This window comes from Mesorhizobium sp. ISC11 (assembly GCF_037162595.1).
GTDB lineage: Bacteria > Pseudomonadota > Alphaproteobacteria > Rhizobiales > Rhizobiaceae > Mesorhizobium > Mesorhizobium ciceri.
Genome location: NZ_JAVSPW010000001.1, coordinates 2346556 through 2372672 on the forward strand (window position 1 = coordinate 2346556; position 26117 = coordinate 2372672).

Below are 26117 nucleotides of genomic sequence, written 5' to 3' on the forward strand. Positions count from 1 at the left end.
TAAAATTGGCAATCTTAACAATTAGCCAACCATGGTCCGTATCAGCTTGGTGTGACAATGCACAGGCGCGATACGGGCTGCGGGTGAACGCATGGTCTTCACCACAGCATCACTGCCACTCTCGGTTCCATTGGAATATGGCGGCAACGTGGCCTAGCGGCCAAATCCGACCGGCCAGTATTCCGAAAAGAACGGACCGTGCTTTTTGGGTATCGATCGGTGATCGGCCGCCCAGTATAACGACCAGCCAAATCAAAGAAAGGCCGATGCCTCTCGGCACCGGCCCTGACTGAAGGTCGATATTTCGGCCGCGCTTCTGTGGCGCGGGCCGGATCCGATGCGGCGGATGTCTTACATCCGGTAAGCGATGGTGTCGTTCCAGAAGCGGTCGAGCCGCTGCAGAGCGCGGTTCATCTGCTTGAACTCGTCGGTGTTGATGCCGCCGACCTGTTCGATCGAGCCGACATGACGCTCATAGAGGCCGGCGACGACCTCCGCCACCTCATTGCCCTTGGGCGTCAGAGAGACACGGACCGAACGGCGGTCGATGCGCGAGCGCTGATGGTTGATGAAGCCGAGATCGACCAGCTTCTTCAGATTGTATGAGACGTTCGAGCCGAGATAGTAGCCACGCGAGCGCAGCTCGCCCGCGGTCAGTTCGGAATTGCCGATGTTGAACAGCAGCAGTGCCTGGATGGCATTGATGTCGGAACGGCCGTTGCGGTCGAATTCGTCCTTGATCACATCAAGCAGGCGGCGGTGCAGCCGCTCAACAAGCTGCAGCGATTCCATGTACAGGGAACGGATAGCCTCACGGCGATCGTCGGATACGTTGGCGGTCTTCGCCGCCGGACGCGAATTGATCATTGTCTTTGCCTCTCGTTTGTCGCCCTGGTGATTTTTTGTTTTTCACCTTGATCGCGACACTATCGAATACTCATAAAATTCGACTTAAACGCTAGGGCTAACAAGAGCTTACCGGTAAGAGGTTTCGGAAGAGGCTTAACGAACGGTCACCCGAGCAAGAATAATTAACCTAAAGATTTCGGCAACGATTGCAGGGCTCATTCGAGGCGACAGCCGGGCCGCCAATGGGTTCAACGGCTTAGTGGCGGACCGGGCGCTTCTGCAGGTAGATGACGACACGAAAGACGATATAGAGCACCGCCACCGCCGCATGCGAGACGACAATCAGCAAGCGGTGGCCGAACAACTCGGGAAAGCCGGCGTACATGACCGTCTCGGTCACCGCGCAAATGAACCATATCACCGGGCCCCAGGACGCCAGCATCCACAGGCCGGCAGCGGCAAAGGGAAAGAACACGGCGAGCACCACCGCCGCGACCTGCCAGTGCACGGGCATCAGGTCGAAACGCCACAGTGTGCCCGGATAAAAGCCGATCAGCTTGATCCAGTAGAGAATGCCGAACAGCAGGCAGTAGCCCGATATGACGCGCTGGAACCAGGCGAAGATCACCTCCACCCCGGAGGGCTGCAGAACGATGCGCCTTGAGGTCACCTCGCTCATATCAGGAGTTCCCGTTCGCCGAGCGGAGCGAAATAGGCATCGACATCCGCTTCGCTGACCGCAGCGAGGCTTGCCGGCCGCCATTGCGGCTTCGAGCCCTTGTCGATGATGGCAGCGCGGATGCCTTCGTAGAAATCATGGCCGGCGAGCATCCGGTTGAGGATGCGGAACTCCATCTTCATGCAGGCTTCCATGGACAGCGTCAGTCCGGCGCTGATCTGCCGCCAGGCGACGCGCAGGCTGGTCGGCGAGCGGGTGCGGATCGTCGCCAGCGTCTTTGCCGCGAACTCATCGGCGGCGGCCGCACGCTCGAGGCTGTCGATGACGCGGTTCAGGGACGGTTGCGAAAAATGACGGACAATCGCCTCCAGCGTCGGCCTGTCGGTTTCTCGCCTTGCCTGCACGAAGAAGCCGCGCAGCACCGATTCCGGATCGCCGGTCAACGCCAGCCGGTCGAGGAAGCCAGCCTGGTCCTCGGCCTTGATGGTATGGGTGGCCAGCCCAGACCACAGCGCATCGCCATATCGAATGCGATTGCCGGTCAGCGCCAGATACATGCCGAAGGAGCCGCCGAGATCGGGCAGCAGGTGGCTGGCGCCAACATCCGGAAAGAAGCCGATGCCGACTTCCGGCATGGCAAACTGGGCATTCTCGGTCATCACCCGGTGCGAGCCGTGGAAGGAGATGCCGACGCCGCCACCCATGACGATACCGTCGATCAGGGCGACATAGGGCTTCTTGTAGCTGTTGATGCGGGCGTTGAGCCGGTATTCGTCGGCGAAGAACTCGACCGGCGGTTTTCCCGCCCGGCCTGTCTCATAGACATGCAGGATATCGCCGCCGGCCGAAAAGGCCCTGCCCTCTGCCTTGACGACGATGACGTCGATGCCCTGGTCGGCCTCCCAGGCGGAAAGAGCGGCATCGAGCGCCCCGATCATGCGGTGCGTCAAGGCATTGAGCGCCTGCGGCCGCGTCAAGGTGACGACGCCGGCCCGGCCCAGATGTTCGAAGCGGATCTCGTCGCCTCCGCCAAAATCCATCGTGAAAGAATCCCTCTCCCGGCCGCCGGGACTGAAGTGCTAAAGCGTGGCGCATGGGTGCGTCAATGGCGAGGACACCGGTGCAAGCTCTGGCCCGGACCAGGAGCCAGTGCTAAAAATGGAGCTGCAATACGGAAAACTGGGTAGAGTTCATTGCAGCGTACCTGGTGGGTCTTCGAACGGGACGATTGTTTATGACTCGATTTTCGCACCTTGCGCCGGTGGCAATCGGGCTGAGCCTCTGCTTGGCTGTCCACCCGGTCATGGCGGGGACTTTGGAAGACCTCTACAGCTCGCAGACCATCGTCAACGGCAAGTACGAGAAGAACCGCCAGTCCGGCTTCAAGCGCTGCCTCGACGCGGTTCTGGTGCGGGTTTCCGGCGATCAGCGCCTGCCGGCGAAACCTGAAATGACGGCATTGCGCGACAAAGCCGGCACCTTCGTCGCCAGTTTCCACTATCGCGACCGCATGGAAGGCATTCCCAACCATGACGACCAGGGCACGTACGATCGGCCTCATAATCTCTACTGCCAGTACAAGCCTGCTGACGTCGACCCGGTGCTGGCTTCGCTCGGCAGCAGGCCGTGGCTGACCGAGCGGCCACGGCTGGTGGTGTTTTTGGCGACCGAGCGCGGAACAACGCATTACGCGCTCGATGCCGAGGACGACCGTGGCATGCTGATGCGCGAATCGTTCGGCAATGCCGCCGTACCGCTGGCCATGCAGGTGACTTTTCCTACGGTGGCGCAGCTGTCGCAGGCCGGATTGGACGATCAGGCGCTTCGCAATGCCGAGATGACGAAGCTCGACACCCTTGCGGAGAAGGCCGGCGCCGACCAGGCGCTTTACGGCAGTCTCGTCTGGAGCGACAAGGAACTGGGCTGGATCGCCGACTGGCGGCTGGCCGTGGCCGGCAAGACCTACGTCTGGCAGGTGCGCGGTGTCGGCTTCGACGAGGCTTTCCGTGTCGCCATCAGGGGCGCGGCACAGATTCTGTCAGGCAATGGGCAACCCGAATAGGCCTCGACCCGGTCGCTGGCACAATCGTGCCGCATTGGTCAGCGGCGGGAGCTCGTGGTAAAAGCCTGCCCGAACGAGAGTACTGGCGATGAACAAATTCACCCCCGCAAAGCCCGCCGGCGCGCGCGGCGTCGACGAAATCACCGGCAGCCGCCGTCTGCGCCGCATGCGCAAGGCCGACTGGTCGCGCCGTCTGGTGCAAGAGAACCGGCTCACGGTCGACGATTTGATCTGGCCGATCTTCGTCGTCGAGGGCAAGGGTATCCGCGAGCCTATCGCCGCCATGCCCGGCGTCTTCCGCCTGTCGATCGATCTCGCCGTCAAGGAGGCAGAGCGCGCGGCAAAACTCGGCATTCCGGCACTCGCCACCTTCCCCAATGTGGACATCTCGCTGCGCGACCAGACCGGCTCGCACATCCTCGATCCCGACAATGTGATCAACCGCGCCACCCGTGCGATCAAGGATGCGGTACCGCAGATCGGCATCATCACCGACGCAGCGCTCGACCCATTCACCAGCCACGGCCATGACGGCATCCTGCGCGACGGCATCATCGTCAACGACGAGACAGTGGAACAGGTGACCGCCGCCGCAGTCATCCAGGCGGCCGCCGGCGCCGACATCATCGCACCGTCCGACATGATGGACGGCCGCATCGGCGCCATCCGCGACGCGCTCGATGCCAATGGTTTTCAGGACGTGGCGATCATGTCCTATGCGACCAAATTCGCCTCGGCCTTCTACGGACCCTATCGCGAGGCGGTGGGCACCGCCGGTCTGCTCAAGGGCGACAAGAAGACCTATTACATCGACCATGCCAATTCGGACGAGGCGGTGAGAGAGGCCGAACAGGACATCGCCGAGGGCGCCGACATGCTGATGGTCAAGCCCGGCCTGCCCTATCTCGACATCATCCGGCGGCTGAAGGACGAGTTCCAGATGCCGACCTTCGCCTACCAGGTGTCAGGCGAATATTCGATGATCAAGGCGGCAGGCGCCAATGGCTGGATCGACGGCGAGAAGGCAATGCTGGAATCGCTGCTCGCCTTCAAGCGCGCCGGCTGCGACGGCATCCTGACCTATTTCGCACCCGAAGTGGCGGAGATGCTGAAGGGGTAATTTCTCTTCGCGACGACGGCCGGTCGCGGCGAGCAATGTCGGCCAATCCGCTTCGACATCCATACCAATTTCCGGCTCTTGGCCGGGGAATCCATAGCGAGGGCCACTTGACCGTTGCGTGGGCTTCGTTTGAGCTTGAAAATACCGCTTGCAATTCACAATCGGTTTGTTACAAAAAACTGCTTGCAAAACACAATCGGTTATCGAGGAGGCTCGCATGTCCAAACTTCGCGTCAACGCTTTCACCCTATCGCTCGACGGCTATGGCGCCGGTCCCGATCAGGATCTGCAAAATCCGCTCGGCGTCGGTGGGGAATCCTTGCACAAGTGGTTTGTCGACACCCACACCTTCCGCGAGATGGTGCTCGGACAAGATGGCGGCACCACCGACGTCAACGAGGCGTTCGCGGCGCGCAGCTTCGAAAATGTCGGCGCCTGGATCCTCGGCCGCAACATGTTCGGACCGATCCGCGGCGAATGGCCTGACGACAGCTGGAAAGGCTGGTGGGGCGACAACCCGCCCTATCATGTGCCGGTTTTCGTGCTGACCCATCACAAGCGGGAACCGATCACGATGGAGGGCGGCACCACTTTCCACTTCGTCGTCGACGGCATCCATTCAGCTCTTGAACAGGCCAAGGCTGCCGCTGGCGGCAAGGATGTGCGGGTCGGCGGCGGCGTCGCCACCATACGGCAATATCTGCAGGAAAAACTGATCGACGAGATGCATCTGGCGATCGCGCCGGTGCTGCTGGGCACGGGCGAGAACCTTTTTGCCGGCCTGGACATGCTCAAGCTCGGCTATATCTGCAGCGAGCAGGTGGCGACCCCGCTCGCAACGCACGTCACCATCAAGCGGGCGTAAGGTGGAGAGCCAATCTCCCCCTCGTGGGGGAGATCGCAGCTTCGTCTGCCTCAATACTTCTCCGGTACGTAGAGCTCGCGCGGCAGCACCTGGCGTTCGTATTCGGGGTTGAAGACGCGCTCCGGCAAAGTGATCTCCTCGTGCGGCACTTCCTCATAAGGCAGCTGCTTGAGCAGATGGTCGATGCAGTTCAGCCGCGCGCGTTTCTTGTCGTTGCCCTCGACGATGAACCAGGGCGCTTCCGGGATGTTGGTGCGGGCGAAGGTCTCTTCCTTGGCCTTGGTGTACTGCTCCCAGCGCACGCGCGACTGCAGGTCCATCGGCGACAGTTTCCACTGTTTCATCGGATCGTGGATGCGCATCAGGAAGCGCATCTGCTGTTCCTCGTCGGTGATCGAGAACCAGTATTTGACCACGGTGATGCCCGAGCGGACCAGCATGCGCTCGAATTCCGGCACGTCGTGGAAGAATTCTTCGACCTGATCGGGCTGGGCAAAGCCCATCACCCGCTCGACGCCCGAGCGGTTGTACCATGAGCGGTCGAACAGCACGATCTCGCCGCCGGCCGGCAGATGCGGGACATAGCGCTGGAAATACCATTGCGACTTTTCGCGCTCCGTCGGCGCCGGCAGTGCGACGACACGGCAGATGCGCGGGTTGAGGCGCTGGGTGATGCGTTTGATGACACCGCCCTTGCCGGCCGAATCGCGTCCCTCGAAGATCACCACCAGCTTCTTCTTGTGGTGGGCGACCCAGGACTGCAGCTTGATCAATTCGGACTGCAGGGTGATCAGGTCGCGAAAATACTGCATGCGATCGATCGAAGGCGGATGCGAGTTCTTGTAGATCTTGGCGATCTCCATCGACAGCGCCGGCTCCGACATTTCGAGCTCATAGTCTTCGTCAAGCGTGTCGGCGAGCTCGGCTTCAAGCCAATCCCTGGCCGGAGAATTCTGTTTTAGCTCGGTCATTATCGGCTGCTCCACTTGCAAGCTCTGTCGATCCACGTCCGGCGCCCCAAACTCCCGGCCTACAGCCCGGGAACGGCAACACCTGAGCCGACTTCCATATAGGCCTGCAATGACGGTTTTATTGCAGCGCGAGCATGGTCACCACCGCTGTTGATCCAGCCAGGCATGATCGATCCGCCGCGCTGGCATGGAGACACGTCGCCCAAATTGTCCTACAAATAGCGGCCACTTTCGGGCGCCCTCCCCAGCCCTTTCCCAATGCAATCGCGAGGACCGACATGGAATACCGCACCCTCGGCCGTTCCGGCCTGAAAGTTTCGACACTGACCATGGGGACCATGACGTTCGGCGGCGCCGGAGCTTTTTCGGCGGTCGGCAAGACCGATCTCGACGAAGCGCGCCGGATGATCGATCTCTGTATCGACGCCGGCATCAATGTCATCGACACCGCCAATGTCTATTCGAACGGCATTTCCGAAGAAATCATCGGCGAAGCGCTCGGCGGCAAGCGCAAGGGCGACGTGCTGATCGCCTCTAAGGCACGGATGCGGATCGGCAAAGGTCCAAACGATGAAGGCCTGTCGCGCCATCACCTGATCCGGGAATGCGAGAAGAGCCTGAAGCGGCTCAAGACCGACGTCATCGACATCTATTTCTTGCACGAATGGGATGGCGTGACGCCGCTGGAGGAAACCATCGGCGCGCTCGACACGCTGGTTGCCCAGGGCAAGATCCGCTATGTCGGCTGCTCCAACTATTCCGGCTGGCAGGTGATGAAGGCGCTCGGCATCAGCGACAGCCGTCATCAGCCGCGCTTCATCACGCAGCAGATCCACTACACGCTGGAAGCGCGCGAAGCGGAGTACGAACTGCTGCCGATTTCCGTCGACCAGGGGCTGGGCGTTCTGGTCTGGAGCCCGCTTGCCGGCGGATTGCTGTCCGGCAAATACCGCCGTGACAGCCCCACCGCCCGCCAACTCGCGGGCTGGTCGGAACCACCGATCCGCGACGAGGACCGGCTGTGGCGGATCGTCGATGTGCTTGTGGAGATCGGCGCGCAGCGCGGCGTGTCGGCAGCGCAGGTGGCGCTGGCCTGGCTGCTTGGCCGGCCGTCCATCAGTTCCCTGGTGATCGGCGGCAGGACGGAAACGCAGTTCCTGGACAACATCGCGGCGGCAAGCCTGGTGCTTTCCGACGAGGAGCGCGCGCGCCTCGACGCGGTCAGCCGGCCGCCCCTGCTCTATCCCTACTGGCACCAGCAACTGACGGCAAAGGACCGCTTTGGTGCCGCCGATCTGGTGATTGACCGAAGCGGCATCTGATCGGCAAATCGACGGCGATAGGTATCGCCGCCGCAATGATGGGCGTGGCCCCATCATTGCGGCGCGCATCTTGCAAGCCTGGCCATCATCGACGCACTATCGCTTCAGCTGTTGTGTTTGACGGCTAATGCTCCTAGGCAGGACCAGAGCCGCGAGGCAGTGAAAAAGGAGCCGATATGGCGCGACCACCAAACTACGATCAGGAACGCAAGGAACGCGACCGCCAGAAGGCGGCCAAGAAGGCCGAGAAGCTGGCAGCCAAGGTTGCAGCGAGGGAACGTTCGAAGCCCGAAGACGAGACTGAAGCCGAAACCGAAACGGCAAAGTGACGGCAAAAGGCCCGCAGATGCGGGCCGTGCCTCAATCCGGATTGCCGCCTCGGATGTCGCCTTGTGTCAGGCCGGCGCCTTGTCGCTGACAAAGACGTCCACTTCGCGCGCCGCCGCAATGAAGGCGCGCCTGGCGTTCATCGCCGGCTTGTCGCCGGCGAGTGCGTCATGGCAGGCCTGCAGGGCCGCGCGATGCTTGGGGCTGCGCTTGCCGGGCCAGCTGTTGAGGAGGTAGTCGGAAGCCTCACGCGCCGTGCGCAAGAGCTGAGTGCTTCCCGCCGCGACTGACTTCACAGTCACAGGTGTTTCAAATCGGTTGTTTTCCATCGCCGCTCCTTACGCCATCGGCGTCTGCGAAGCGAGGGCGAAAGTGCGCACACGTCCAGACGCCGCTTTGCGCCCCTTCATCCGCCTTAAGCAGCAACGACGGCAAAGCCTCTGGCGCGAAGACCGCGCCGATCGTTGGCGAGCGACGTCACCAGCCGGTCGCGGCTGCCGACGATGTGGACCGAGAGCAGGCGCGCGGCTTCATCGGCGTCGCCACGGCGTGCCGCCGCCAGTATGGCGCGATGTTCGGCCCAGGCGCGGCTGAGGGCCGCTTCGTCGCGAACCTCCAGCCAGCGCGCCCGTGACAGGCGCGTCATGGCATCGCGGACCGCCCGGAACAGGAATTCATTGCCTGACAGACGCGCCAGTTCGATGTGAAAATCCATGCCGACGCGATGCCATTCCTCGCGCGGCGTGTCGTTGTCGCAGGATTCGAGCATCGCCTCGATGACATCGATGGCGCTCCGGTCCGCCAGGCTGCATGTCAGGCGAACTGCCGCAACCTCGACCGCCTCCCTGTAGACGGCGATCTGCTCGAGTTCAGCCAGATTGATCGGCGACACCGTCCAGCCGCGCCCGTCCCTGCCGACCAGCCCCTCGGTCTCGAGCCGCAGAAGTGCTGCCCTGACCGGGGTTCGCGATGCACCGAAACGGCTCTCGATCCAGCGCTCGGTCAGCTTTTCGCCGGGACCGATCTCGAGGCCCAGGATCATCTGCCGAAGCTGTTTTTCGACGCTGTGCATCTGCGACATTGTCGTTTCCACCTTTTGGCCGTTTGCGATCGTCTTGCCGATCACGTTCGACAGGCTGCATTGACAGCGGCCAAGCTTGCGTCCATGACGTGCACCATCTTGGTATCCCAAATTGGTATCCGCAGCAAGCATCGATAAAAGAGTTGCTGGGACAGGACACACGACATGCAGCAGAGCACGCCCCCGGCGACCGACAGCACCTACAACATCCACTGGCGGCGCAATCTGTTCGTGTGCTTCGCCGGTTCGTTTTCGACGCTTGTCGCCATGACGCTGCTTCTGCCGTTCCTGCCGCTCTATATCGAGCAGCTGGGTGCCGAGGGTCACGCCGCGATCGTGCAATGGTCGGGGATTGCCTATGGCGCGACGTTCTTCGCGGCGGCGCTGGTGGCGCCGCTCTGGGGACGTCTCGGCGACCGCTATGGCCGCAAGGTGATGCTGGTTCGCGCCAGCTTCGGCATGGCCATATGCATGTCGCTGACCGGCATGGTGCAGACGGTCTGGCAGCTGGTGCTGCTGCGGCTGCTCATCGGCTTTGCCGGCGGCTACTCCTCGGGATCGACCATCCTCGTCGCCATGCAGACACCCAAGGAGCGTTCCGGCTGGGCGCTGGGCCTGCTGTCGGCCGGCATCACGGGCGGGGCTCTGGTCGGCCCGCTGGTTGGCGGTGCCCTGCCGCCGCTGATCGGCATCCGCGCCACCTTTCTCCTCTCCGGCGGCGTCATCTTCCTGGCATTCCTGGCGACCACGTTTCTGATCAAGGAGAATCCCCGGCCGAAAACAGCAGACGCCGGAGCGACGCAGAAGCGGAAAGGCGGCTGGTCACAAATCCCCGACAAACGGCCTGTTGTCGCCATGCTGGCGACCGGCATGCTGTTGAGCTTCGCCACCATGTCGATCGAGCCGATCATCACCGTCTATGTGCAGCAGCTCATCGAGGACCAGAGCCGCGTCACGCTGATATCAGGCGTCGTCATGTCGGCGGCGGCCCTTGGCGCCATCCTGTCGGCCTCGCGCCTCGGCAAGCTCGCCGACCGCGTCGGCCACTGGAACGTCATCATCGGCGCGCTTGCCGTCTCGGCGCTGCTGCTGATCCCGCAGGCCTTCGTCACACAGAGCTGGCAACTCATCGGCCTGCGCTTCCTGATGGGTCTGGCGCTGGGCGGGCTGTTGCCCTGCATCACCAGCGTGATCCGCCACAATGTTCCCGATGGGGTCGGCGGCAATGTGCTCGGGCTGTCGATCTCCGCCCAATATGTCGGGCAAGTCGCCGGTCCCTTGCTGGGCGGCTTTGCCGGTGGTCATTTCGGCATGCGCTCGGTGTTTCTGGGCACGTCCATCTTGATGGCCGGCGGCGCGGTGTATAACTGGCTGGCACAGTCACGCCGCGAGCAGGACATGGTTGCCAACCCCGGCAAGCCCTGACGGGGTTGGGCGTCACAGGGCCCCAAACATGAGCACAGCCGAACGACCTTCCGACAACAGCAGCCGTATCCTCGTCCTGGCCGGGGGCTTCTGCGGTGCTGCCGGCGTGGCGCTGTCGGCCGCGGCAGCGCATCTCGGCGGCGCCTTCGTTGGCACCGCCGCATCGTTCCTGCTGATGCATGCGCCGGTCTTCCTTGCCGCCGGATTGCTTGGCGCGAACCGGATCCTGCGCATCGGCAGCCTGATCCTGCTGGTTGGGCTTCTGCTGTTCTGCGGCGATCTGCTGGCCCGCGATTTCATCGGGTCGCGGCTATTCCCGCTGTCGGCGCCGATCGGCGGCACGCTGCTCATTGCCGGCTGGCTGGCGATCGCTGCCTCGGCGCTGGTGCGCGCACGCTCCTGAACGCCTCTGGGCGCCTTGCCCGATAAACAGACCCCCGCCCATTTGCCGGGCCGTTAGTCCTGCCTGGACTCGGGCTGGATGAGCAATTCGCGATTGCGCCGCCGCAGCCTTGCCAACCGACGCCGCTCCGGCCGTTCGGAAGCCGGCGCGATGCCCCAATAGTTGCGATAAATGTCTTCAAATAGATAGCTCACGGGATGCATGATGTGCGCTCCTTTCAGCACTTGAATCGATCCAATCGAGAGGTGCGAAAAACCGACCCCGATCAGCTCCGCTTGCGCTCCACAAGGAACCGCAACTCGCGGACCCATGGGCTGGTTTTGCCGCGGCGCTTCTGCGTCGCGGTGTTCGACGAGATGCTCCAGTCGTTGCGGTAAATGTCTTCGAACAGAAAATTGATGGGATGCATGACACAACTCCCTACTTGATGTTGAATCGATCCAATTCTGCCAGCAGACGTTTCCTTGGATCGATTCAAACATAGGCCCTGTCGAAGCCTCGATCAAGCCAAAATTTGAACCGATCCAACGAAAGTGTTAAATGGGAAGAATTCAGGAGACGAAGATGGCGCCACTTATCTCTGCAAAGACAAGACCGGTCCGGCTGGCGGACATTGCCAAGGCAGCCGGCGTGTCGCACGGCACCGCGTCCAACGTCTTCGCCCGTCCGGAGATCGTGCGCGAGGAGGTCCGTGAACGGGTCAAGGCGGCAGCCGAGGCCATGGGATATGGCGGACCGGATCCCAAGGGCCGGCTGCTGCGCGCCGGCAAGGTCAATGCCATCGGTGTCGCGACCGCGGAACCCCTCTCCTATTTCTTCGACGATCCCTTTGCCCGGGTGATGATGGCCAGCATCTCGCAGGCTTGTGACGCGACCGGTGCGGGGATTTCGCTGGTCTCCGCCGTCAATGGCGAGCAGCTCGCGTGGAACATCCAGAGTGCGCTGGTCGATGGCTTCATCGTTTTCTGTGTCGATGGCGGCTCAAAGCTGGTCCAACTGGCACGTGAACGCAAGCTTCCCTTTGTGGCGCTGGACCTCGATTCGGACGACGACGATGCGGTCGCGGCGATCGGCGTCGACAACATCGCCGGTGCCGGCCTGGCGGCCCGCCACCTGACCGAACTCGGACATCGCCGCTTTGCCGTGCTTACCCTGCCCTGTGCCGACGCAGGCTTCGGCCCTACCACAAGGGAGCAGGTGGAAATGGCCCTCTATTCCGCTACGCGGGACCGCTTGCGTGGCTATCTCGCGGAACTCTCCCGCGTCGACATCGACGTCTCGCGTGTGCCGATCTACGAAACCGTCAATGACGAGAAGAGCGTGTGGGCCGGCCTCGACCATATTTTCGCCGGTGCCGAGGCGCCGACAGCCATCCTGGCGATGTCGGACAGGATGGCGCTCCATGCGCTGGACTGGCTGCGGCAGCACGACATTGCGGTACCGGGCGATGTTTCTGTCGTCGGCTTCGACGGTGTTCCGGAAGGGGCGGTTTCCAAGCCGCCGCTGACCACGATCGTCCAGCCGATCGCCGAGATGGGCCGCCTTGCCGTCAAGGCGATCCTTGAAAATGATGGTTCGTTCAGCCGGCAATCGCTGCCGGTCGAACTCGTGGTGCGGGCCTCATCCGGCCCCTCGCCCGCCTGAGCTCAACGGCCCATTCTTGTCGCCATGCCCGGCATCGCGAAGGATGCAGCATGGACGGGCGGTGCGGCGCTGTGAGCCGGCCTGCTTTTGGCGGACCAGCCAAGGCCCGATAGCCATTCGAGATAATAGGCGAGCGCGAACTGCATGACGATGCCGGCCGATATCAACAGGCTGTCATAGGCAAATCCGCCCGGATTGATCAGCTTCAGTACCTGCGCCGCCATTGCAAGCACCGTGCCGGCAATGAAAACCGGCAGCGATCGTTTGCCCAATATGGCAAGCGGATGATCGCGCCCGGTGCGAAACAGATTCGAGATCGCCGGGAATGCCACGATCAGGTAGCTCACTGCGAGTATATGCAGGAGCCTCGGCAGCGACAGGAACGTCTTGTCGAAACCGGTCAGCACCGGAGGCAGGCCAAACCAGGAGATATGCCCCCAAAGCGGGCTGTGCACCCAGACCAGGGCCACAACGGTGTAGGCCAAGGCCGCCCCAACCAGCCAGCGATTGACCGGGATGGTGCCGCCGCGACGCACATGCAGCGTGCCCGCCAGGCCGATGTTGAAAAGGAACTGCCACGACAGCGGGTTGAGAAACCAGAAGCCGGGCTCGGGGTAGTTGGGCGGAGCAATCTGATAAATCCCCGCGACCAGCCACAGGGCGCCGGATGCCACCAGTGCCAGGACCGGCCGATAGCTGACAATGAGCAGGAACAGCGGCGCCAGCAAGAGCAGCACCGCATAGACGGGCAGGATGTTGTTGTAGCCGAGCTGGTGGCCGAGCGTCACGATGCCGATCAGCACCTGCGGCGTATTCTTGATCAACGGCTCGATGTTGATCATCGTCAAAAGCTCCGGCCGCCTGGCAAACACCGCCGCAGCGCAGAAAATGGCCATCACCACCATGGTGGTGACGATGTGGGTGGCATAAAGCACACCGGCGCGGCGCAACATCTTCAAAGTTGCCAGCAGCCGGTTTCCAGGCTGGAATTTCTTGCCGTAGGCGAGCGCGACCGAGATTCCCGAGATCAGCACGAAGACCTCCGCCGCATCCGAAAAGCCGAAATTCTTGTATGTCAGATACTCGAAGGCGGTACCTGGCACATGGTCGACATAGATGGTCAACAAGGCGAGAGCACGGATCACATCGATGCGCGTGTCGCGCTCAGTGCGGTCCGGGACACGCGCCTCGCGGTCTGGGACACGCGCATCGCGGTCCGGGGAAATCTGGGTGGTCATCGACAAAAAGGCCTCAAAGCTGGTTGTTCATACCGGCAATGCGACCCCCGGCGCACCGCTTCGATTCCTCCCGAAGGATGTTATCGGCGGAGAAACGGACTGTAATGCGCCCGGTTCAATCAACTTTCGCGGAGCTTGAAAATATTGCGTTTTGAAGCCGGCAAATTGAGCGAAACGTCATATAATCAAGAGGATGGTCGATGATCGACGAGACCTCACAAGATGGTGCGTTGCGGCGTGATCTCGCCTTCCACTACCGGCTTTACGGCGCGGCGGATTCAACGGGCGACTGCTTCTTCCTGCTGCATGGGTCGGGTGTCGACGAGACGACATTGGTGCCGCTGGCGCGAGAGATCGCACCGCGTGCCACGCTCATCGCGGTGCGTGGCCGCGTTGTCCAGGAGGATGGTTTCCGCTGGTTCGCGCGGATCACGCCGACGCGCTTCGAACAGGCGAGCATCCGCACCGAAACCGAGGCCTTTGCGGGCTTCGTCGCTGACGCGGCCACACGCCATCATCTCGACCTCTCGCGCACAATTTTCCTCGGCTATTCGAACGGCGCCAATCTGGTTTCGAGCCTGATGCTGCTGCATCGGGCCTTGTCGAACGCGCCGCGCTGCTGCGACCGATGCCGGTGCTCGATGATGTGCCGGCGACGGATCTGTCAAAGGTGCGGGTGCTGATGATCGCCGGCGCCGCCGACCTCACCTATGCGCCTTTCGCCCCTGCTCTGGTGACATTGCTCAGTCGGCATGGCGCCGAGATCGACGCCAGGATTGTCTCATCAGGTCATGAATTCGGCAGCGCCGACGCGGCAATCGTCAGGCAATGGGTGGCGGGACCGGCGGCGGTGGCGCAGGCAGGCTGACAGGCTCGCCGCCACGACCAGCCGGCCTACCCTCTTCCCATCCGGTTCCAGGCATCCAGCCCGGCGATCTTGTAGGCTTCGGCGAGCGTTGGATAGTTGAAGGTGTTGTTGACGAAGAAGTCGACGGTGCCGCCGAGATTGATCACCGCCTGGCCGATGTGGATGAGCTCGGTGGCGCCCTCGCCGATGATGTGCGCGCCGAGCAGACGGCGCGTTTCGATCGAAAACAGCAGCTTCAGGAAGCCGGTGTTGACACCCATGATGTGGCCGCGCGAGGTCTCGCGAAAACGCGCCACGCCGACCTCGTAGGCCGCACCGCTCTCACGCACCTGTTCTTCGGACTGGCCGACCGTCGAGATTTCCGGCACCGCATAGATGCCATAGGGGAAGGTTTCCGGCGGCGGCGGCAAGGGCACTCCAAAGGCATGGCAGGCGGCCACCCTGCCCTGCTCCATCGAAGTCGAGGCCAGGCTCGGAAAGCCGATGACGTCGCCGGCGGCATAGATGTTGGGCACGCTGGTCTGGAAGGATTGCGGATCGACCTTGATGCGCCCTCTGGAGTCGGCGTCGATGCCGACGACATCCAGGCCCAGGCTGCCGACATTGCCGGTGCGGCCGGCGGCGTAGAGCACAACCTCGGAACGGATGGTGCGGCCATCGGCCAGTTCCACTTCGGCGGCGTCCGGCTTGGAGCGGATCTCCTTCACCGCGCTGCCCAGCCGGATGGTCATGCCGCGATCGCGCATCTGGTGGATGAAATCGTCGACGATCTCGCGGTCGACGAAATCGAGGATGGAGTTGCGCGGCTCGACCAAGGTTACCGGCACGTCGAGCGCGGAAAAGATCGTCGCATATTCGACGCCGATGACGCCGGCGCCGATCACGGTCAGCGTGCGCGGCAAGCGATCAAGCTCCAGCATCTCGTCACTGTCGAAGACGCGGGTCTTGTCGAAAGGCACGTCGCGCGGGCGGTGCGGCCTGGTGCCGACCGCGATCAGCGCGTTGGCAAAACCGACCTCGCTGTAATCGCCGGCATCTGATGTCAGGCTGACCTTGTTGGGACCAAGGAATTTCACCGCGGCGCGAGCGCTCTTGACCGTGTTGCGCATGAACTGGTGCTGCAGCACCTCGACCTCATGGTCGAGCGTCTTGTGCAGGCGCTCGACCAGATCGCCGACCGAAATATCCTGCTTGACCCGGTAGCCGCGCCCGTAGAAGCCGCGCTCGCGCCAGCCCGAAAGATTGAGCACCGTTTCGCGCAGCGTTTTCGATGGGATGGTCCCGGTATGCACCGAGACACCGCCCAGACGCCGGCCGCGGTCGACCACCAGCACGGACTTGCCGAGCTTGGCCGACTGCACCGCGGCACGGCGGCCGGAAGGGCCGCTGCCGATGACCAGCATGTCGTAGTCCATATTGCCCCGTCCCCTGTGCGCTCTGCTGCGCCGCAACAAGCTAATGCTATCCGCGCCGCAAATTCAACCAGTTCACATCGGGCCCGACGCCATCGAAGCTGGAGCACCGCTGGAAGCGCGATCTTGATTCCGCCACAGGCCTTCACCATTTCATGGCTGAGCGGTCCGCACCCTATGCCGTGGCCCTGTTACGAGGAAATGACATGAACGCGCGCGTTCTCGACGGCGAAATCATCACCAGCAGGCTCGACGATGTCAGGGCCTATGACGGCGTGCGCACGAAGCGCATCTTCGCCTTCATGATCGACTATGTCATCGTCGCGCTGCTCACCATCCCGTTTGCCATTCTGGTGTTCTTCCTCGGGCTCTTGACCCTCGGGCTTGGCTGGATGCTGTTCGGCATCCTGTTGCCGACTGTGGCCATCCTCTACATCTGGAACACGCTGGGCAGCACCGATCAGGCCACCACGGGCATGAAGATGATGGGCATCCGGCTCGACCGGCTCGACGGCAGGCCGATCGACGGCCTCACTGCGGTTGTCCATTCGGTGCTGTTCTGGGCCGGCAATGTCATCCTGTCGCCGCTTGTCCTGCTGGTAACGCTGTTTTCCGACCGCAAACGCACCTTGCACGATCTTTTACTTGGCACGGTCGTCAGCCGCACCGACCGCTGAAACGGCCCTCTGAAGAGCAGTCGCTACCGATTGAGCACAAATGTGAAGGCGTCGAGTCGACCGCGCCCACATAATCCTGTTGAATTTTTCGCCATCCGCGCCAAAGGTAGAGCGATTCGAAGGAGTGTTTCCAAGGCTCGATGACGCAGCATCCGACCCAGTCGCCGCAGTTCTTCCTGACCGCGCCGTCGCCGTGCCCCTATCTCGACGGCCAGTTCGAGCGCAAGGTGTTCACGCACCTGGTTGGCGACAAGGCGGCGGAGATGAACGACCTGTTGACGCAAGGCGGCTTCCGGCGCTCGCAGAACATCGCCTACAGGCCGGCCTGCGAGACCTGCCGCGCCTGCGTTTCGGTACGCATCCTCGCCCAGGAATTCGTCGCCAGCCGCAACATGAAGCGCGTGCTGCAGCACAATTCCGATCTCGTCGGCTACATGCACAATGCCGAGCCCTCGACCGAACAATATTCCCTGTTCCGCAGCTATCTCGACGCCCGCCACCGCCGTGGCGGCATGTCCGACATGACGGTGCTCGACTATGCGATGATGGTCGAGGACACCCATGTCGACACCAAGGTGATCGAATATCGGCGGCGCGGACCTGACACCTTCATCACCGGCAAGGGACAGGGCGAGCTGATCGCGGTGGCGCTCACCGACAAGATGGCCGACGGCCTGTCGATGGTCTACTCCTACTTCAATCCCGATTTCGAGGAGCGGTCGCTCGGCACGTTCATGATCCTCGACCACATCGCCCGCGCCAGGGCGATGGGCCTGCCCCATGTCTATCTCGGCTACTGGGTCAACGGCTCGCGCAAGATGAATTATAAGATGCGCTTCATGCCGCAGGAGCATCTCGGCCCCAAGGGCTGGGAGCGCTACACCAACGAAGCGGTTTCACGCTGAGCTTTTCCAAGGTCCGCTTTAAACTGTTTCAAGGCAGGGGATGCTGGTCTTTCAGCCGGTTGGCTGGAGAGAGTGCGCCATTGCACCGGCCGGCCGCCAGCCTGCATTTCATTGCGAAAGTTCCTGCATGTCCTCTCATCACGATCACCAGAAAGGTCTTTTGATAACCGCCATCGGCGGGCTCACGCTGACTGTCGACATACCGTTGATCCGCCTCGCCGACGGTGGCGCATGGACGATCATGCTGCTGCGCACCGGCACAACTTTCGTCGCGGCCATGGTCATCTGGTCGGTCTGGCGGGCACTCAGCCGAAACGCCCCGCCGCTGATCCCCGGCTGGTCCGGCCTGATCGTGGCGATATGCTACGGGCTGACCGGGATCACCTTCGTCACCGCCGTCTACCACACCTCGACCGCCGACCTGGTGTTCATCCTGGCCTTCAACACCGTCTTTGCGGGGTTGCTGTCCTGGATATTCCTGCGCGAGAGGCCGCGGCTGGTGACCATCGCGGCGATGGCGATCATGATCCTCGGCGTGCTGGTCATCGTCGGCGGCTCGGTCGGCACCGGCAAGCTGTTCGGCGATTTCATGGCGCTGTGCTCGGCCTTCTTCATCGCGGTGGCCATCACCATCTCGCGCGCCAGCGGCAAGGACATGGGATTCACCTCGCTCGTCGGCGTCCTTCTGCCGCTCGCGCTGGCGGTCTTCATGGTGTCAGGCGAAGGCTTTCATGTGAACGCGCCATGGTGGATCGTCTTCAACGGCGCCATCATCATGCCGATCTCGTTCTTCTGCCTTGCCGCCGGGCCGAAATACATTTCAGGACCGGAAGTGGCGATGTTCTACCTGCTCGAAACGGTGCTGGCGCCGGTCTGGGTGTGGATGATCTTTGCCGAGGCACCGACCCGCAACAGCCTGATCGGCGGCGGGATCCTGATCGTCACGCTCGTCGCACACTCGCTCTGGCAGCTGCATGAAGGGCGTAAGCGCCGGGTCGACTTCGCGGTGCATCACCCGGTCTAGCGACAATTCGGCTTACGGCGCAAAGCCGGTCGTTATCAGGCGCTGGCTTTCTTCGCCGCATTGGATTCCGGCAGGACCTCGATCTGCGGACCGGACTCGATTTCGGCCGCCGAATCGGCGGCCGTCTCGTCGGCCATTTCCACCTCGCGCAGCCATTCGCGCCAGATAGCCACCAGCAGGGCCATCAGCACCGGGCCGATGAACAGGCCGAGAAACCCCATGGTCTTGACGCCGCCGATCAGACCGAAAAAAGTCGGCAGGAAGGGCAGTTTTATCGGGCCACCGACGAGCTTGGGGCGCAATGTCTTGTCGACGATGAACAGTTCGACCGCCCCCCAGAGGAACAGCGCCAGCCCGGCCATCGGCGAGCCGCTGGCGGCGAGGTAGATCGAGACCAGCGTGAAGGACAGCGGTGCGCCGCCGGGGATCAGCGCCATGACGCCGGTCAGGGCGCCAAGCGTGACCGGCGACGGCACGCCGGCCAGCCAGTAGGCGATGCCCAGCACCAGCCCTTCGCCGATGGCGATAACGGTCATGCCGGTCACGGTCGAGGAGATCGTCGCCGGCACGACGCGCGAAATCCGCTCCCATCTGGTCGGCAGGATGCGCTCGCCGAGACGGTCGACCTGGCCGGCAAAGTGCTCGCCGTCGCGATAGGCGAAGAACAGCGCGATCATCATGAACAGCAGCGTCAACAGCAGGCCGAAAGCACTGCCGCCTGCGGCCAGCACGCCACGATAGATGCTGCCGATATTAGCGCCGCTGACCAGCTGGATCAGCTCACCAATGCCGCCGGGATGGCCGAAATTGGTGGTCCACTGTTCGTTCAGCCACTCGCCCACGACAGGCATGGTGGCGATCCAGTGTGGCGTCACCGCGCCGTGGCGGTTGGTCTCGATCGCCCAGGCGACCCATTCGCGGACCTCGTTGATCGCATAGGTGCCGGCGAGCGCGATCGGGATCACCAGGAAGGCGAGGATGAACAGGATGGCGAAGGTCGCGGCGATGGTGCGGTTGCCGCCGACCGCGACAAGCAGGCGGCGGTAGAGCGGCCAGCTGGCGAAAGCGATGACGAGCGCCGCCAGCACCGGAAACAGGAAGCCGTGGAAGAAATAGACGCCGGCGGCAACGATCAGCACCAGCAGCCAGCGTGCCGCCGACAGCGGCGGGATGACGGCTGCCCTGAGCGGCGTCGACAGGCCGAAGAGGCGCTGCTGCCGTTCCGGTTTCTGGATTCTTGCTTCCTTCAAACGCCTGGCTCTCCCAAACACCCCTCCTGTCTATGCACTGATATAGTGCAGCAATCGTGACGATAGTCCAAATGAGATGGTGAAGCTGCCAATCTCCACCCTCGTGGGGGAGATGCCCGGCAGGACAGAGGGGGGTGTGAAGGATCGCGGCCTTGGATTTGGACCGTGAGCCGCAAACCAATCGAGTATCTGTGAACTCGACCGTCGGCGGGACAGCGCCCCCCTCTCCCTGCCGGGCATCTCCCCACGAGGGGGGAGATCGGCAGCTTCACTCGCTACCCAAATTTCCCCGTCCTCGGGAATCCCTTCGGCACCATGCGTCCGGCCGAGGCACGGGCGCCGATCCATTCAGCCAGTTCCTCGCGCGACCTTGTGAAGGTGCGGTCGGCTGAATCCTGCCAGGAGAGGCCGCTCTCAAGCGTGAACGGCTTGAGGTCGAGAAGGCCGCCATCCTTGTATTTCTGCAGGCGCACGCCCTTGCCGCGGCCCATCTCCGGAATCTCTGCGAGCGCGAACACCAGCATTTTGCGATTCTCGCCGACGATGGCGAGATGGTCGCCGGTGACCGGGATGCAGCGCTTGGCTTCGTCCGGCGCCTTGACGTTCATCACCTGCTTGCCCTTGCGGGTGTTGGCAACGACTTCCTCCTCCGGCACGATAAAACCGTTGGCGTCGTGCGAGGCCAGCAGCAGCTTGCGCTTCGGATCGTGAACGAAGGCGGTGACGATGTCCTGGTCATTGTCCATATCGACGATGATGCGGATCGGCTCGCCATGGCCGCGCCCGCCAGGCAGCCGGTCGGCGCCGATGGTGTAGAACTTGCCCCCGGTGGTGAAGACCAGCACCTTGTCAGTGGTCTGCGCATGGAAGGCGAGCTTGAGGCTGTCGCCCTCTTTGAAGGTCAGCGTCGAGAGATCGGCCAGATGCCCCTTCATCGCCCGCAGCCAGCCCTTTTCCGAGACGACGACGGTGACCGGCTCGCGCTCGATCATGGCATGGGCGATGTCGGTCAGATCATGCTCGGGCGCGTCGGCGAACTGGGTGCGGCGCTTGCCGAGCTCGGTCTCCGGACCGAACTTGTCGCGGATGTTGGTGACTTCCCACTTGATCGTCGCCCACTGCTTCTCGTTTGAAGCAAGCAGTGCCTCGATCTGCTTTTTCTCCGCGCTCAGGCCGTCGAATTCCTTGCGGATCTCGAATTCTTCAAGCTTGCGCAGAGCGCGCAGCCGCATGTTGAGGATGGCTTCGGCCTGGGTGTCGGTGAGCGACCAGCGGGCCATCATGACCTGCTTTGGCTCATCCTCCTCGCGGATGATCCTGATCACCTCGTCGATGTTGAGGTAGGCGATCAGGTAGCCGGCAAGTATCTCCAACCGTCTTTCGATTTCGCCGAGGCGATGTTTCGAGCGGCGGACCAAAACCTCGCGGCGGTGCTCGAGCCACTCCTGCAGCACGCCCTTCAGCGACAGCACGTTGGGCACCTTGCCGCGCGACAGCACATTCATGTTGAGCGGGAAGCGGCTTTCGAGCTCGGTCAGCTTGAACAGCGATTCCATCAGGATGCCGGGGTCGACCGAACGGCTCTTCGGCACCAGCACGACGCGGACGTCCTCGGCGCTTTCGTCCCTGATGTCCTCGAGCAGCGGCAGCTTGCGCGCCATCAGCAGCTCGGCGATCTTCTCGATCAGCCGCGCCTTCTGAACGCCGTACGGGATTTCGGTGACGACGATGCTCCAGGTGCCCCTGCCCTGGTCCTCCTGGAACCACTTCGAGCGCACGCGAAAGCCACCGCGACCGGTTTCGTAGGCTTCGAGGATCGAGGCGCGGCTGTCGACGATGATGCCGCCGGTCGGGAAATCCGGCCCCTGGACAAAGTCCATCAGCTTCGCCACCGGCGCGTCCCGGTTTTCGATCAGGTGAAGTGCGGCATCGCAAAGCTCGGCGGCGTTGTGGGGCGGGATCGATGTCGCCATGCCCACCGCAATGCCGGACGAGCCGTTGGCCAGCAGGTTCGGAAAGGCGCCGGGCAAAACCACCGGCTCCTCGTCTTCTTCATTGTAGGTCGGCCGATAATCGACGGCATCCTCGGTGATGCCGGACAAAAGTTCGGTCGCCACATCGGTCATGCGCGCTTCGGTGTAGCGCATGGCGGCGGCGTTATCGCCATCGATGTTGCCGAAATTGCCCTGGCCGTCGACCAGGGGATAGCGCATCGAGAAATCCTGCGCCAACCGCACCAGCGCGTCATAGATCGACTGGTCGCCATGCGGGTGGAACTTGCCCATCACCTCGCCGACGATGCGGGCGCATTTGGCAAAGCCCTGATCGGGGTTGAGCCGCAGCAGGCGCATGGCGTGCATGATGCGGCGATGGACCGGCTTCAGTCCGTCGCGCACGTCGGGCAGCGCCCGGTGCATGATGGTCGACAGCGCATAGGCCAGATAGCGCTCTTCCAGCGCCTTCTTCAGATCGACCGGCTCGATGTGATCGCCACCGCCATTTTCAGGCGGCAAAAGCCTTTTTCCCATGGGCTCGGACTAGCCGAGTGGGTGATTCGCGGCAAGAGCCCGACGGAGATACCGGCCTTTCTGCAACATGAAACCATACCCCAGCGGATGTCGGCCAACATCAGCCTGTTACATGCGGGCTCTATCGCCAAGCGCGACGATATCCGGCTATCGGCTCTTCATGACAAATTCACCGGTTTGCGCAAAGACGGTGGGATCGGGTTTGCCTTTCACCGCGATTTTTGACCAATGTGCCGGGACACGCCTTTTTCCGGTCCAGTTCGTCACGGAATGGTGATGGCGCAAATAATTGAAAAAACAATTTCAGGACACTCTCAGGGACCTTGCGATGACAATCAAACGCTCAATTCTCAAGAAACTGGCTTTTTCGACCTTCTTGCTCACGCTGCCGCTGAATGCGGCCCTCGCACAGGATACGGCAGTGGCCGACCGGCTGAAGGCAGCGCTTGTCGCACAAGGTGTCGACATCACCTGGACCGGGGTGACCGGCGACAACACCAGCATGGTGCTGCAGGGCGTTGCCATCAAACCGGCGGCGGAGAAGGAAGCGCTTCCCATCGGCGACGTCAAACTCGAAGGCGTGACCGAGGCAAATGGCGGCTATGACATCGCCACCGTATCAACGGCTGCCTTCACACACAGCAAGGACGGCGTCACCCTCGACCTCAGCCCCTTCGTCATCCACGACATGACAGTTCCGGCCGACGGCGCCACCGGCCCGCTGGGCTCGCTGATGATGTACAAGTCCGCCGAACTCTCGAACATGACCGTCAAGGTCGCCGACAAGACCGCCTTCTCGATGGACGGGCTTGCCATCGAAATCACGCCGCCGGCGGACGGCAAGGCGATGGAATTCACCGCCACCACGGAAAAATTCAATGCCGACCTGACGCTGGTGGACGATCCCAAGTCCAAGGAAGTCATCAACGCGCTCGGCTACCAGAACATCGCGGGCAATCTCGAAATGGCCGGCACTTGGCAGCCCACGGACGGCAAGATGGCACTGTCGAAATACGACATCTCGGTCGAGAATGCCGGCACGCTCGGCATGACCTTCAATCTCGGCGGCTACACGCTGGACTTCATCAAGTCGCTGCAGGAAATGCAGAAGAAGATGGCGGCACAGCCGGAAGGCGCCGACAATTCGGCGCAAGGCATGGCCATGCTCGGCCTGTTGCAGCAGCTTTCGTTCAACAGCGCCTCGATCCGCTTCGACGACGATTCGCTGACCAACAAGGTTCTGGACTATGTCGGCAAGCAGCAGGGCATGTCCGGCAAGGACATCGCCAACCAGGCCAAGGCGATCGTGCCGTTCGGCATGGCGCAGCTCAACAATCCGGAACTGACTGCGCAGGTTACGGCCGCGGTCAGCAAATTCCTCGACGATCCGAAGAGCCTCGAAATCTCGGCCGAGCCGCCGGCATCCGTGCCGTTCGCGCTGATCATGGCGGGCGCCATGTCCAACCCGCTCGATCTGCCCAAGACGCTCGGTGTCACCGTCAAGGCCAACGAAGACTGATCGAAGCGATCTCGCTATGCGAAAAGCCCGGCAGCGATGCCGGGCTTTTTCTTGGGATTAGCGAATTGAAAGAATCGGTTCGGGCGGTTCTTTAAAGCATCGCCCGAAGCGCGATCAGGCGTCCTTCCTGGGCACGGCAACGCGCAGCGCCAGGTCGCGAAGCTGCTGCGGGCTCGCTTCCGAGGGTGCATTCATCAACAGATCATAGGCCTGCTGGTTCATCGGGAACATGGTGATCTCGCGCAGGTTCTTGGCGCCCACCAGCAGCATGACGACGCGGTCGACGCCGGCAGCCATGCCGCCATGCGGCGGCGCGCCATACTGGAAGGCGCGGTAGAGGCCACCAAAGCGCTCCTCGACCGTGGCACGGTCGAGGCCGACCGTCTCGAACGCCTTGACCATGGTTTCGGGCAGATGGTTGCGGATACCGCCTGAGGCGATCTCGAAGCCATTGCAGACCATGTCGTACTGGAACGCCTTGATGCCGAGCAGATCCTCGCCGTTCAGCGCATCGATGCCACCTTGCGGCATCGAGAACGGGTTGTGGGCGAAGTCGATTTTCTTCTCTTCCTCGTTCCATTCGAAGAACGGGAAGTCGACGATCCAGCACAGTTCGAAGCGCTCGCGATCGACGAGGTTCAACTCCTCGCCGGCGCGGGTGCGCGCGGCACCGGCAAACGAGACGAACTTCTTCGGATCGCCGGCGACGAAAAACGCGGCGTCGCCGTCGGCAAGGCCGAGCTGAAGGCGGATCGCCTCGGTGCGCTCCTCGCCGATGTTCTTGGCGAGCGGACCGGCGCCTTCGAGCTTGTCGCCCTCCTTGCGCCAGAAGATATAGCCCAGCCCCGGCTGGCCCTCGCCCTGCGCCCAGGAATTCATACGGTCGCAGAAGGCGCGGCTGCCGCCGGTCTTGGCGGGAATGCCCCACACTTCGGCCTTCGGGTCGTTGGCCAGGATGTTGGCGAACACCTTGAAGCCGGAATCGCGAAAATGATCGGAGACGGCCTGCATCTCGATCGGGTTGCGCAGGTCCGGCTTGTCGGAGCCGTATTTGCGCATGGCCACATCATAGGGAATGCGCTGGAAGTTCTGCGTCACCGGTTTGCCGTTGGCGAAGGTCTCGAAGACCCCGCGCATGACAGGTTCCATGGTCGACAGCACGTCGTCCTGCTCGACGAAGCTCATTTCAAGGTCGAGCTGGTAGAATTCGCCCGGCAGACGATCGGCACGCGGGTCCTCGTCGCGGAAGCAGGGCGCGATCTGGAAATAGCGGTCGAAGCCCGACACCATGATCAGCTGCTTGTACTGCTGCGGCGCCTGCGGCAGCGCGTAGAAGGTGCCGGGATGGATGCGCGACGGCACCAGGAAGTCGCGCGCGCCCTCGGGCGAAGACGCGGTCAGGATCGGCGTCGAGAATTCGGTAAAGCCGACCTCGCCCATGCGCTTGCGCATTTCCGCGATGATTTTGGTACGCGCAATGATGTTCTTGTGCAGCGTCTCGCGGCGCAGATCGAGGAAGCGGTACTTCAGCCTTATATCCTCGGGATAGTCGGGCTCGCCGAACACCGGCAGCGGCAGTTCCTTGGCCGCCGACAGCACCTCGATCTCGCGGGCGAAGATCTCGATCTCGCCGGTCGGCAGATTGGCATTGGTCGTCTCGGGCAAACGCGCCTTGACCTCGCCGTCGACACGGATGACCCACTCGCCACGCACGGTCTCGGCGACCTTGAAGGCCGGCGAATCCGGATCGGCGACGATCTGGGTCAGGCCGTAATTGTCGCGCAGGTCGATGAAGAGCAGGCCGCCATGATCGCGCACGCGATGCACCCAGCCGGACAGACGAACGGTCGAGCCAACGTCGCTCTTCCTCAACTGGGCACAGGTATGGCTGCGGTAACGGTGCATTGTCATTGATAAAGTCCGGGGTGCTGGGTTGCAGGCCAAGCAT

25 protein-coding genes and 1 pseudogene are annotated in these 26117 nt (G+C 62.5%); 14 read left to right on the top strand and 12 right to left on the bottom strand.

Translation table 11 applies throughout. The annotated features are described in order from the left end of the window. Positions 1-351: 351 nt before the first annotated feature. The 3 genes from ldtR to RPF88_RS11795 form a co-directional block, all read right to left on the bottom strand. Positions 352-867, bottom strand: a complete 516-nt coding sequence (gene ldtR, locus RPF88_RS11785; protein ID WP_008875359.1) for a transcriptional regulator LdtR — start codon at positions 865-867, stop codon at positions 352-354. A gap of 238 nt (positions 868-1105) precedes the next feature. After that, positions 1106-1528: a DUF6163 family protein gene (locus RPF88_RS11790; RefSeq protein WP_013532255.1), complete on the bottom strand. Its 423-nt coding sequence runs from the start codon at positions 1526-1528 to the stop codon at positions 1106-1108. After that, on the bottom strand, positions 1525-2568 hold the full coding sequence (locus tag RPF88_RS11795) for an enoyl-CoA hydratase/isomerase family protein (protein WP_013532256.1): 1044 nt from the start codon (positions 2566-2568) through the stop codon (positions 1525-1527). The genes RPF88_RS11790 and RPF88_RS11795 overlap by 4 nt, the downstream gene beginning before the upstream one ends. A gap of 194 nt (positions 2569-2762) precedes the next feature. Between RPF88_RS11795 and RPF88_RS11800 the strand changes: the two genes are divergently transcribed. The 3 genes from RPF88_RS11800 to RPF88_RS11810 all read left to right on the top strand — a co-directional run bounded on the left by RPF88_RS11800 (position 2763) and on the right by RPF88_RS11810 (position 5575). After that, positions 2763-3590, top strand: a complete 828-nt coding sequence (locus RPF88_RS11800; RefSeq protein WP_337122462.1) for a DUF2066 domain-containing protein — start codon at positions 2763-2765, stop codon at positions 3588-3590. A gap of 88 nt (positions 3591-3678) precedes the next feature. Next, positions 3679-4710, top strand: coding sequence for a porphobilinogen synthase (gene hemB / locus RPF88_RS11805; protein WP_013532258.1), 1032 nt, complete (start codon positions 3679-3681; stop codon positions 4708-4710). Between the two features lie 217 nt (positions 4711-4927). Further along, entirely contained in the window at positions 4928-5575 is a 648-nt protein-coding gene (locus tag RPF88_RS11810) for a dihydrofolate reductase family protein (protein WP_337122463.1), read from the top strand. 50 nt (positions 5576-5625) lie between these two features. On the opposite strand, the gene ppk2 is transcribed toward RPF88_RS11810, so the two are convergent. Then, on the bottom strand, positions 5626-6546 hold the full coding sequence (gene ppk2 / locus RPF88_RS11815; RefSeq protein WP_013532260.1) for a polyphosphate kinase 2: 921 nt from the start codon (positions 6544-6546) through the stop codon (positions 5626-5628). Positions 6547-6824: 278 nt separating this feature from the next. On the opposite strand from ppk2, the gene RPF88_RS11820 reads away from it, so the two are divergent. Both RPF88_RS11820 and RPF88_RS11825 read left to right on the top strand, forming a co-directional pair. Further along, a complete protein-coding gene (locus tag RPF88_RS11820; RefSeq protein ID WP_013532261.1) occupies positions 6825-7868 on the top strand; it encodes an aldo/keto reductase in 1044 nt (347 codons plus the stop codon). A 176-nt stretch (positions 7869-8044) separates the two neighbouring features. Continuing rightward, complete coding sequence (locus tag RPF88_RS11825; protein WP_013532262.1) at positions 8045-8197, top strand: hypothetical protein; 153 nt, start codon at positions 8045-8047, stop codon at positions 8195-8197. 66 nt (positions 8198-8263) lie between these two features. Here the strand turns inward: RPF88_RS11825 and RPF88_RS11830 are convergent, their stop codons facing one another. Both RPF88_RS11830 and RPF88_RS11835 read right to left on the bottom strand, forming a co-directional pair. Continuing rightward, entirely contained in the window at positions 8264-8497 is a 234-nt protein-coding gene (locus RPF88_RS11830) for a DUF982 domain-containing protein (protein ID WP_244506945.1), read from the bottom strand. Between the two features lie 113 nt (positions 8498-8610). Beyond that, entirely contained in the window at positions 8611-9276 is a 666-nt protein-coding gene (locus tag RPF88_RS11835) for a GntR family transcriptional regulator (RefSeq protein ID WP_013532264.1), read from the bottom strand. Positions 9277-9441: 165 nt separating this feature from the next. Between RPF88_RS11835 and RPF88_RS11840 the strand changes: the two genes are divergently transcribed. Both RPF88_RS11840 and RPF88_RS11845 read left to right on the top strand, forming a co-directional pair. Then, the gene (locus RPF88_RS11840; protein ID WP_063171892.1) at positions 9442-10701 is read left to right on the top strand and encodes a multidrug efflux MFS transporter; all 1260 of its coding nucleotides are present in this window, start codon (positions 9442-9444) and stop codon (positions 10699-10701) included. Between the two features lie 28 nt (positions 10702-10729). Next, a complete protein-coding gene (locus tag RPF88_RS11845; protein ID WP_337122464.1) occupies positions 10730-11104 on the top strand; it encodes a DUF423 domain-containing protein in 375 nt (124 codons plus the stop codon). A 265-nt stretch (positions 11105-11369) separates the two neighbouring features. Here the strand turns inward: RPF88_RS11845 and RPF88_RS11850 are convergent, their stop codons facing one another. Then, on the bottom strand, positions 11370-11513 hold the full coding sequence (locus RPF88_RS11850) for a hypothetical protein (RefSeq protein WP_337122465.1): 144 nt from the start codon (positions 11511-11513) through the stop codon (positions 11370-11372). A 155-nt stretch (positions 11514-11668) separates the two neighbouring features. Between RPF88_RS11850 and RPF88_RS11855 the strand changes: the two genes are divergently transcribed. Next, entirely contained in the window at positions 11669-12748 is a 1080-nt protein-coding gene (locus RPF88_RS11855; protein WP_027162434.1) for a LacI family DNA-binding transcriptional regulator, read from the top strand. 2 nt (positions 12749-12750) lie between these two features. On the opposite strand, the gene RPF88_RS11860 is transcribed toward RPF88_RS11855, so the two are convergent. Next, a complete protein-coding gene (locus RPF88_RS11860) occupies positions 12751-13986 on the bottom strand; it encodes an OpgC family protein (RefSeq protein ID WP_224620252.1) in 1236 nt (411 codons plus the stop codon). 200 nt (positions 13987-14186) lie between these two features. Between RPF88_RS11860 and RPF88_RS11865 the strand changes: the two are divergent. After that, positions 14187-14854, top strand: a pseudogene (locus tag RPF88_RS11865) (alpha/beta hydrolase). A 26-nt stretch (positions 14855-14880) separates the two neighbouring features. Here the strand turns inward: RPF88_RS11865 and sthA are convergent. After that, positions 14881-16269, bottom strand: coding sequence for a Si-specific NAD(P)(+) transhydrogenase (gene sthA, locus RPF88_RS11870; RefSeq protein WP_013532272.1), 1389 nt, complete (start codon positions 16267-16269; stop codon positions 14881-14883). 203 nt (positions 16270-16472) lie between these two features. Here sthA and RPF88_RS11875 point away from each other — a divergent pair, with 203 nt between their 5' ends. The 3 genes from RPF88_RS11875 to RPF88_RS11885 all read left to right on the top strand — a co-directional run bounded on the left by RPF88_RS11875 (position 16473) and on the right by RPF88_RS11885 (position 18872). Next, entirely contained in the window at positions 16473-16943 is a 471-nt protein-coding gene (locus RPF88_RS11875; RefSeq protein WP_063167757.1) for an RDD family protein, read from the top strand. Positions 16944-17083: 140 nt separating this feature from the next. After that, positions 17084-17848 carry an arginyltransferase gene (locus RPF88_RS11880; protein WP_013532274.1) on the top strand — a complete coding sequence of 255 codons (765 nt, stop codon included), beginning with the start codon at positions 17084-17086 and terminating at the stop codon, positions 17846-17848. Between the two features lie 127 nt (positions 17849-17975). Continuing rightward, on the top strand, positions 17976-18872 hold the full coding sequence (locus RPF88_RS11885) for a DMT family transporter (RefSeq protein WP_063167756.1): 897 nt from the start codon (positions 17976-17978) through the stop codon (positions 18870-18872). 35 nt (positions 18873-18907) lie between these two features. Here the strand turns inward: RPF88_RS11885 and RPF88_RS11890 are convergent, their stop codons facing one another. Together RPF88_RS11890 and parC are read right to left on the bottom strand one after the other, a co-directional pair. Then, positions 18908-20122, bottom strand: a complete 1215-nt coding sequence (locus tag RPF88_RS11890) for an AI-2E family transporter (protein WP_337122466.1) — start codon at positions 20120-20122, stop codon at positions 18908-18910. Positions 20123-20397: 275 nt separating this feature from the next. Beyond that, entirely contained in the window at positions 20398-22650 is a 2253-nt protein-coding gene (parC, locus tag RPF88_RS11895) for a DNA topoisomerase IV subunit A (RefSeq protein ID WP_024504699.1), read from the bottom strand. Between parC and RPF88_RS11900 the strand changes: the two genes are divergently transcribed. Both RPF88_RS11900 and RPF88_RS11905 read left to right on the top strand, forming a co-directional pair. After that, the gene (locus RPF88_RS11900) at positions 22606-22875 is read left to right on the top strand and encodes a hypothetical protein (RefSeq protein WP_164890489.1); all 270 of its coding nucleotides are present in this window, start codon (positions 22606-22608) and stop codon (positions 22873-22875) included. The two genes, parC and RPF88_RS11900, sit on opposite strands and share 45 nt — an antisense overlap. Before the next feature lie 103 nt (positions 22876-22978). Continuing rightward, a complete protein-coding gene (locus tag RPF88_RS11905) occupies positions 22979-24169 on the top strand; it encodes a hypothetical protein (protein ID WP_337122467.1) in 1191 nt (396 codons plus the stop codon). Positions 24170-24283: 114 nt separating this feature from the next. Here RPF88_RS11905 and aspS read toward each other — a convergent pair whose 3' ends face one another. After that, on the bottom strand, positions 24284-26074 hold the full coding sequence (gene aspS / locus RPF88_RS11910) for an aspartate--tRNA ligase (protein ID WP_337123872.1): 1791 nt from the start codon (positions 26072-26074) through the stop codon (positions 24284-24286). Between the last annotated feature and the right edge of the window lie 43 nt (positions 26075-26117).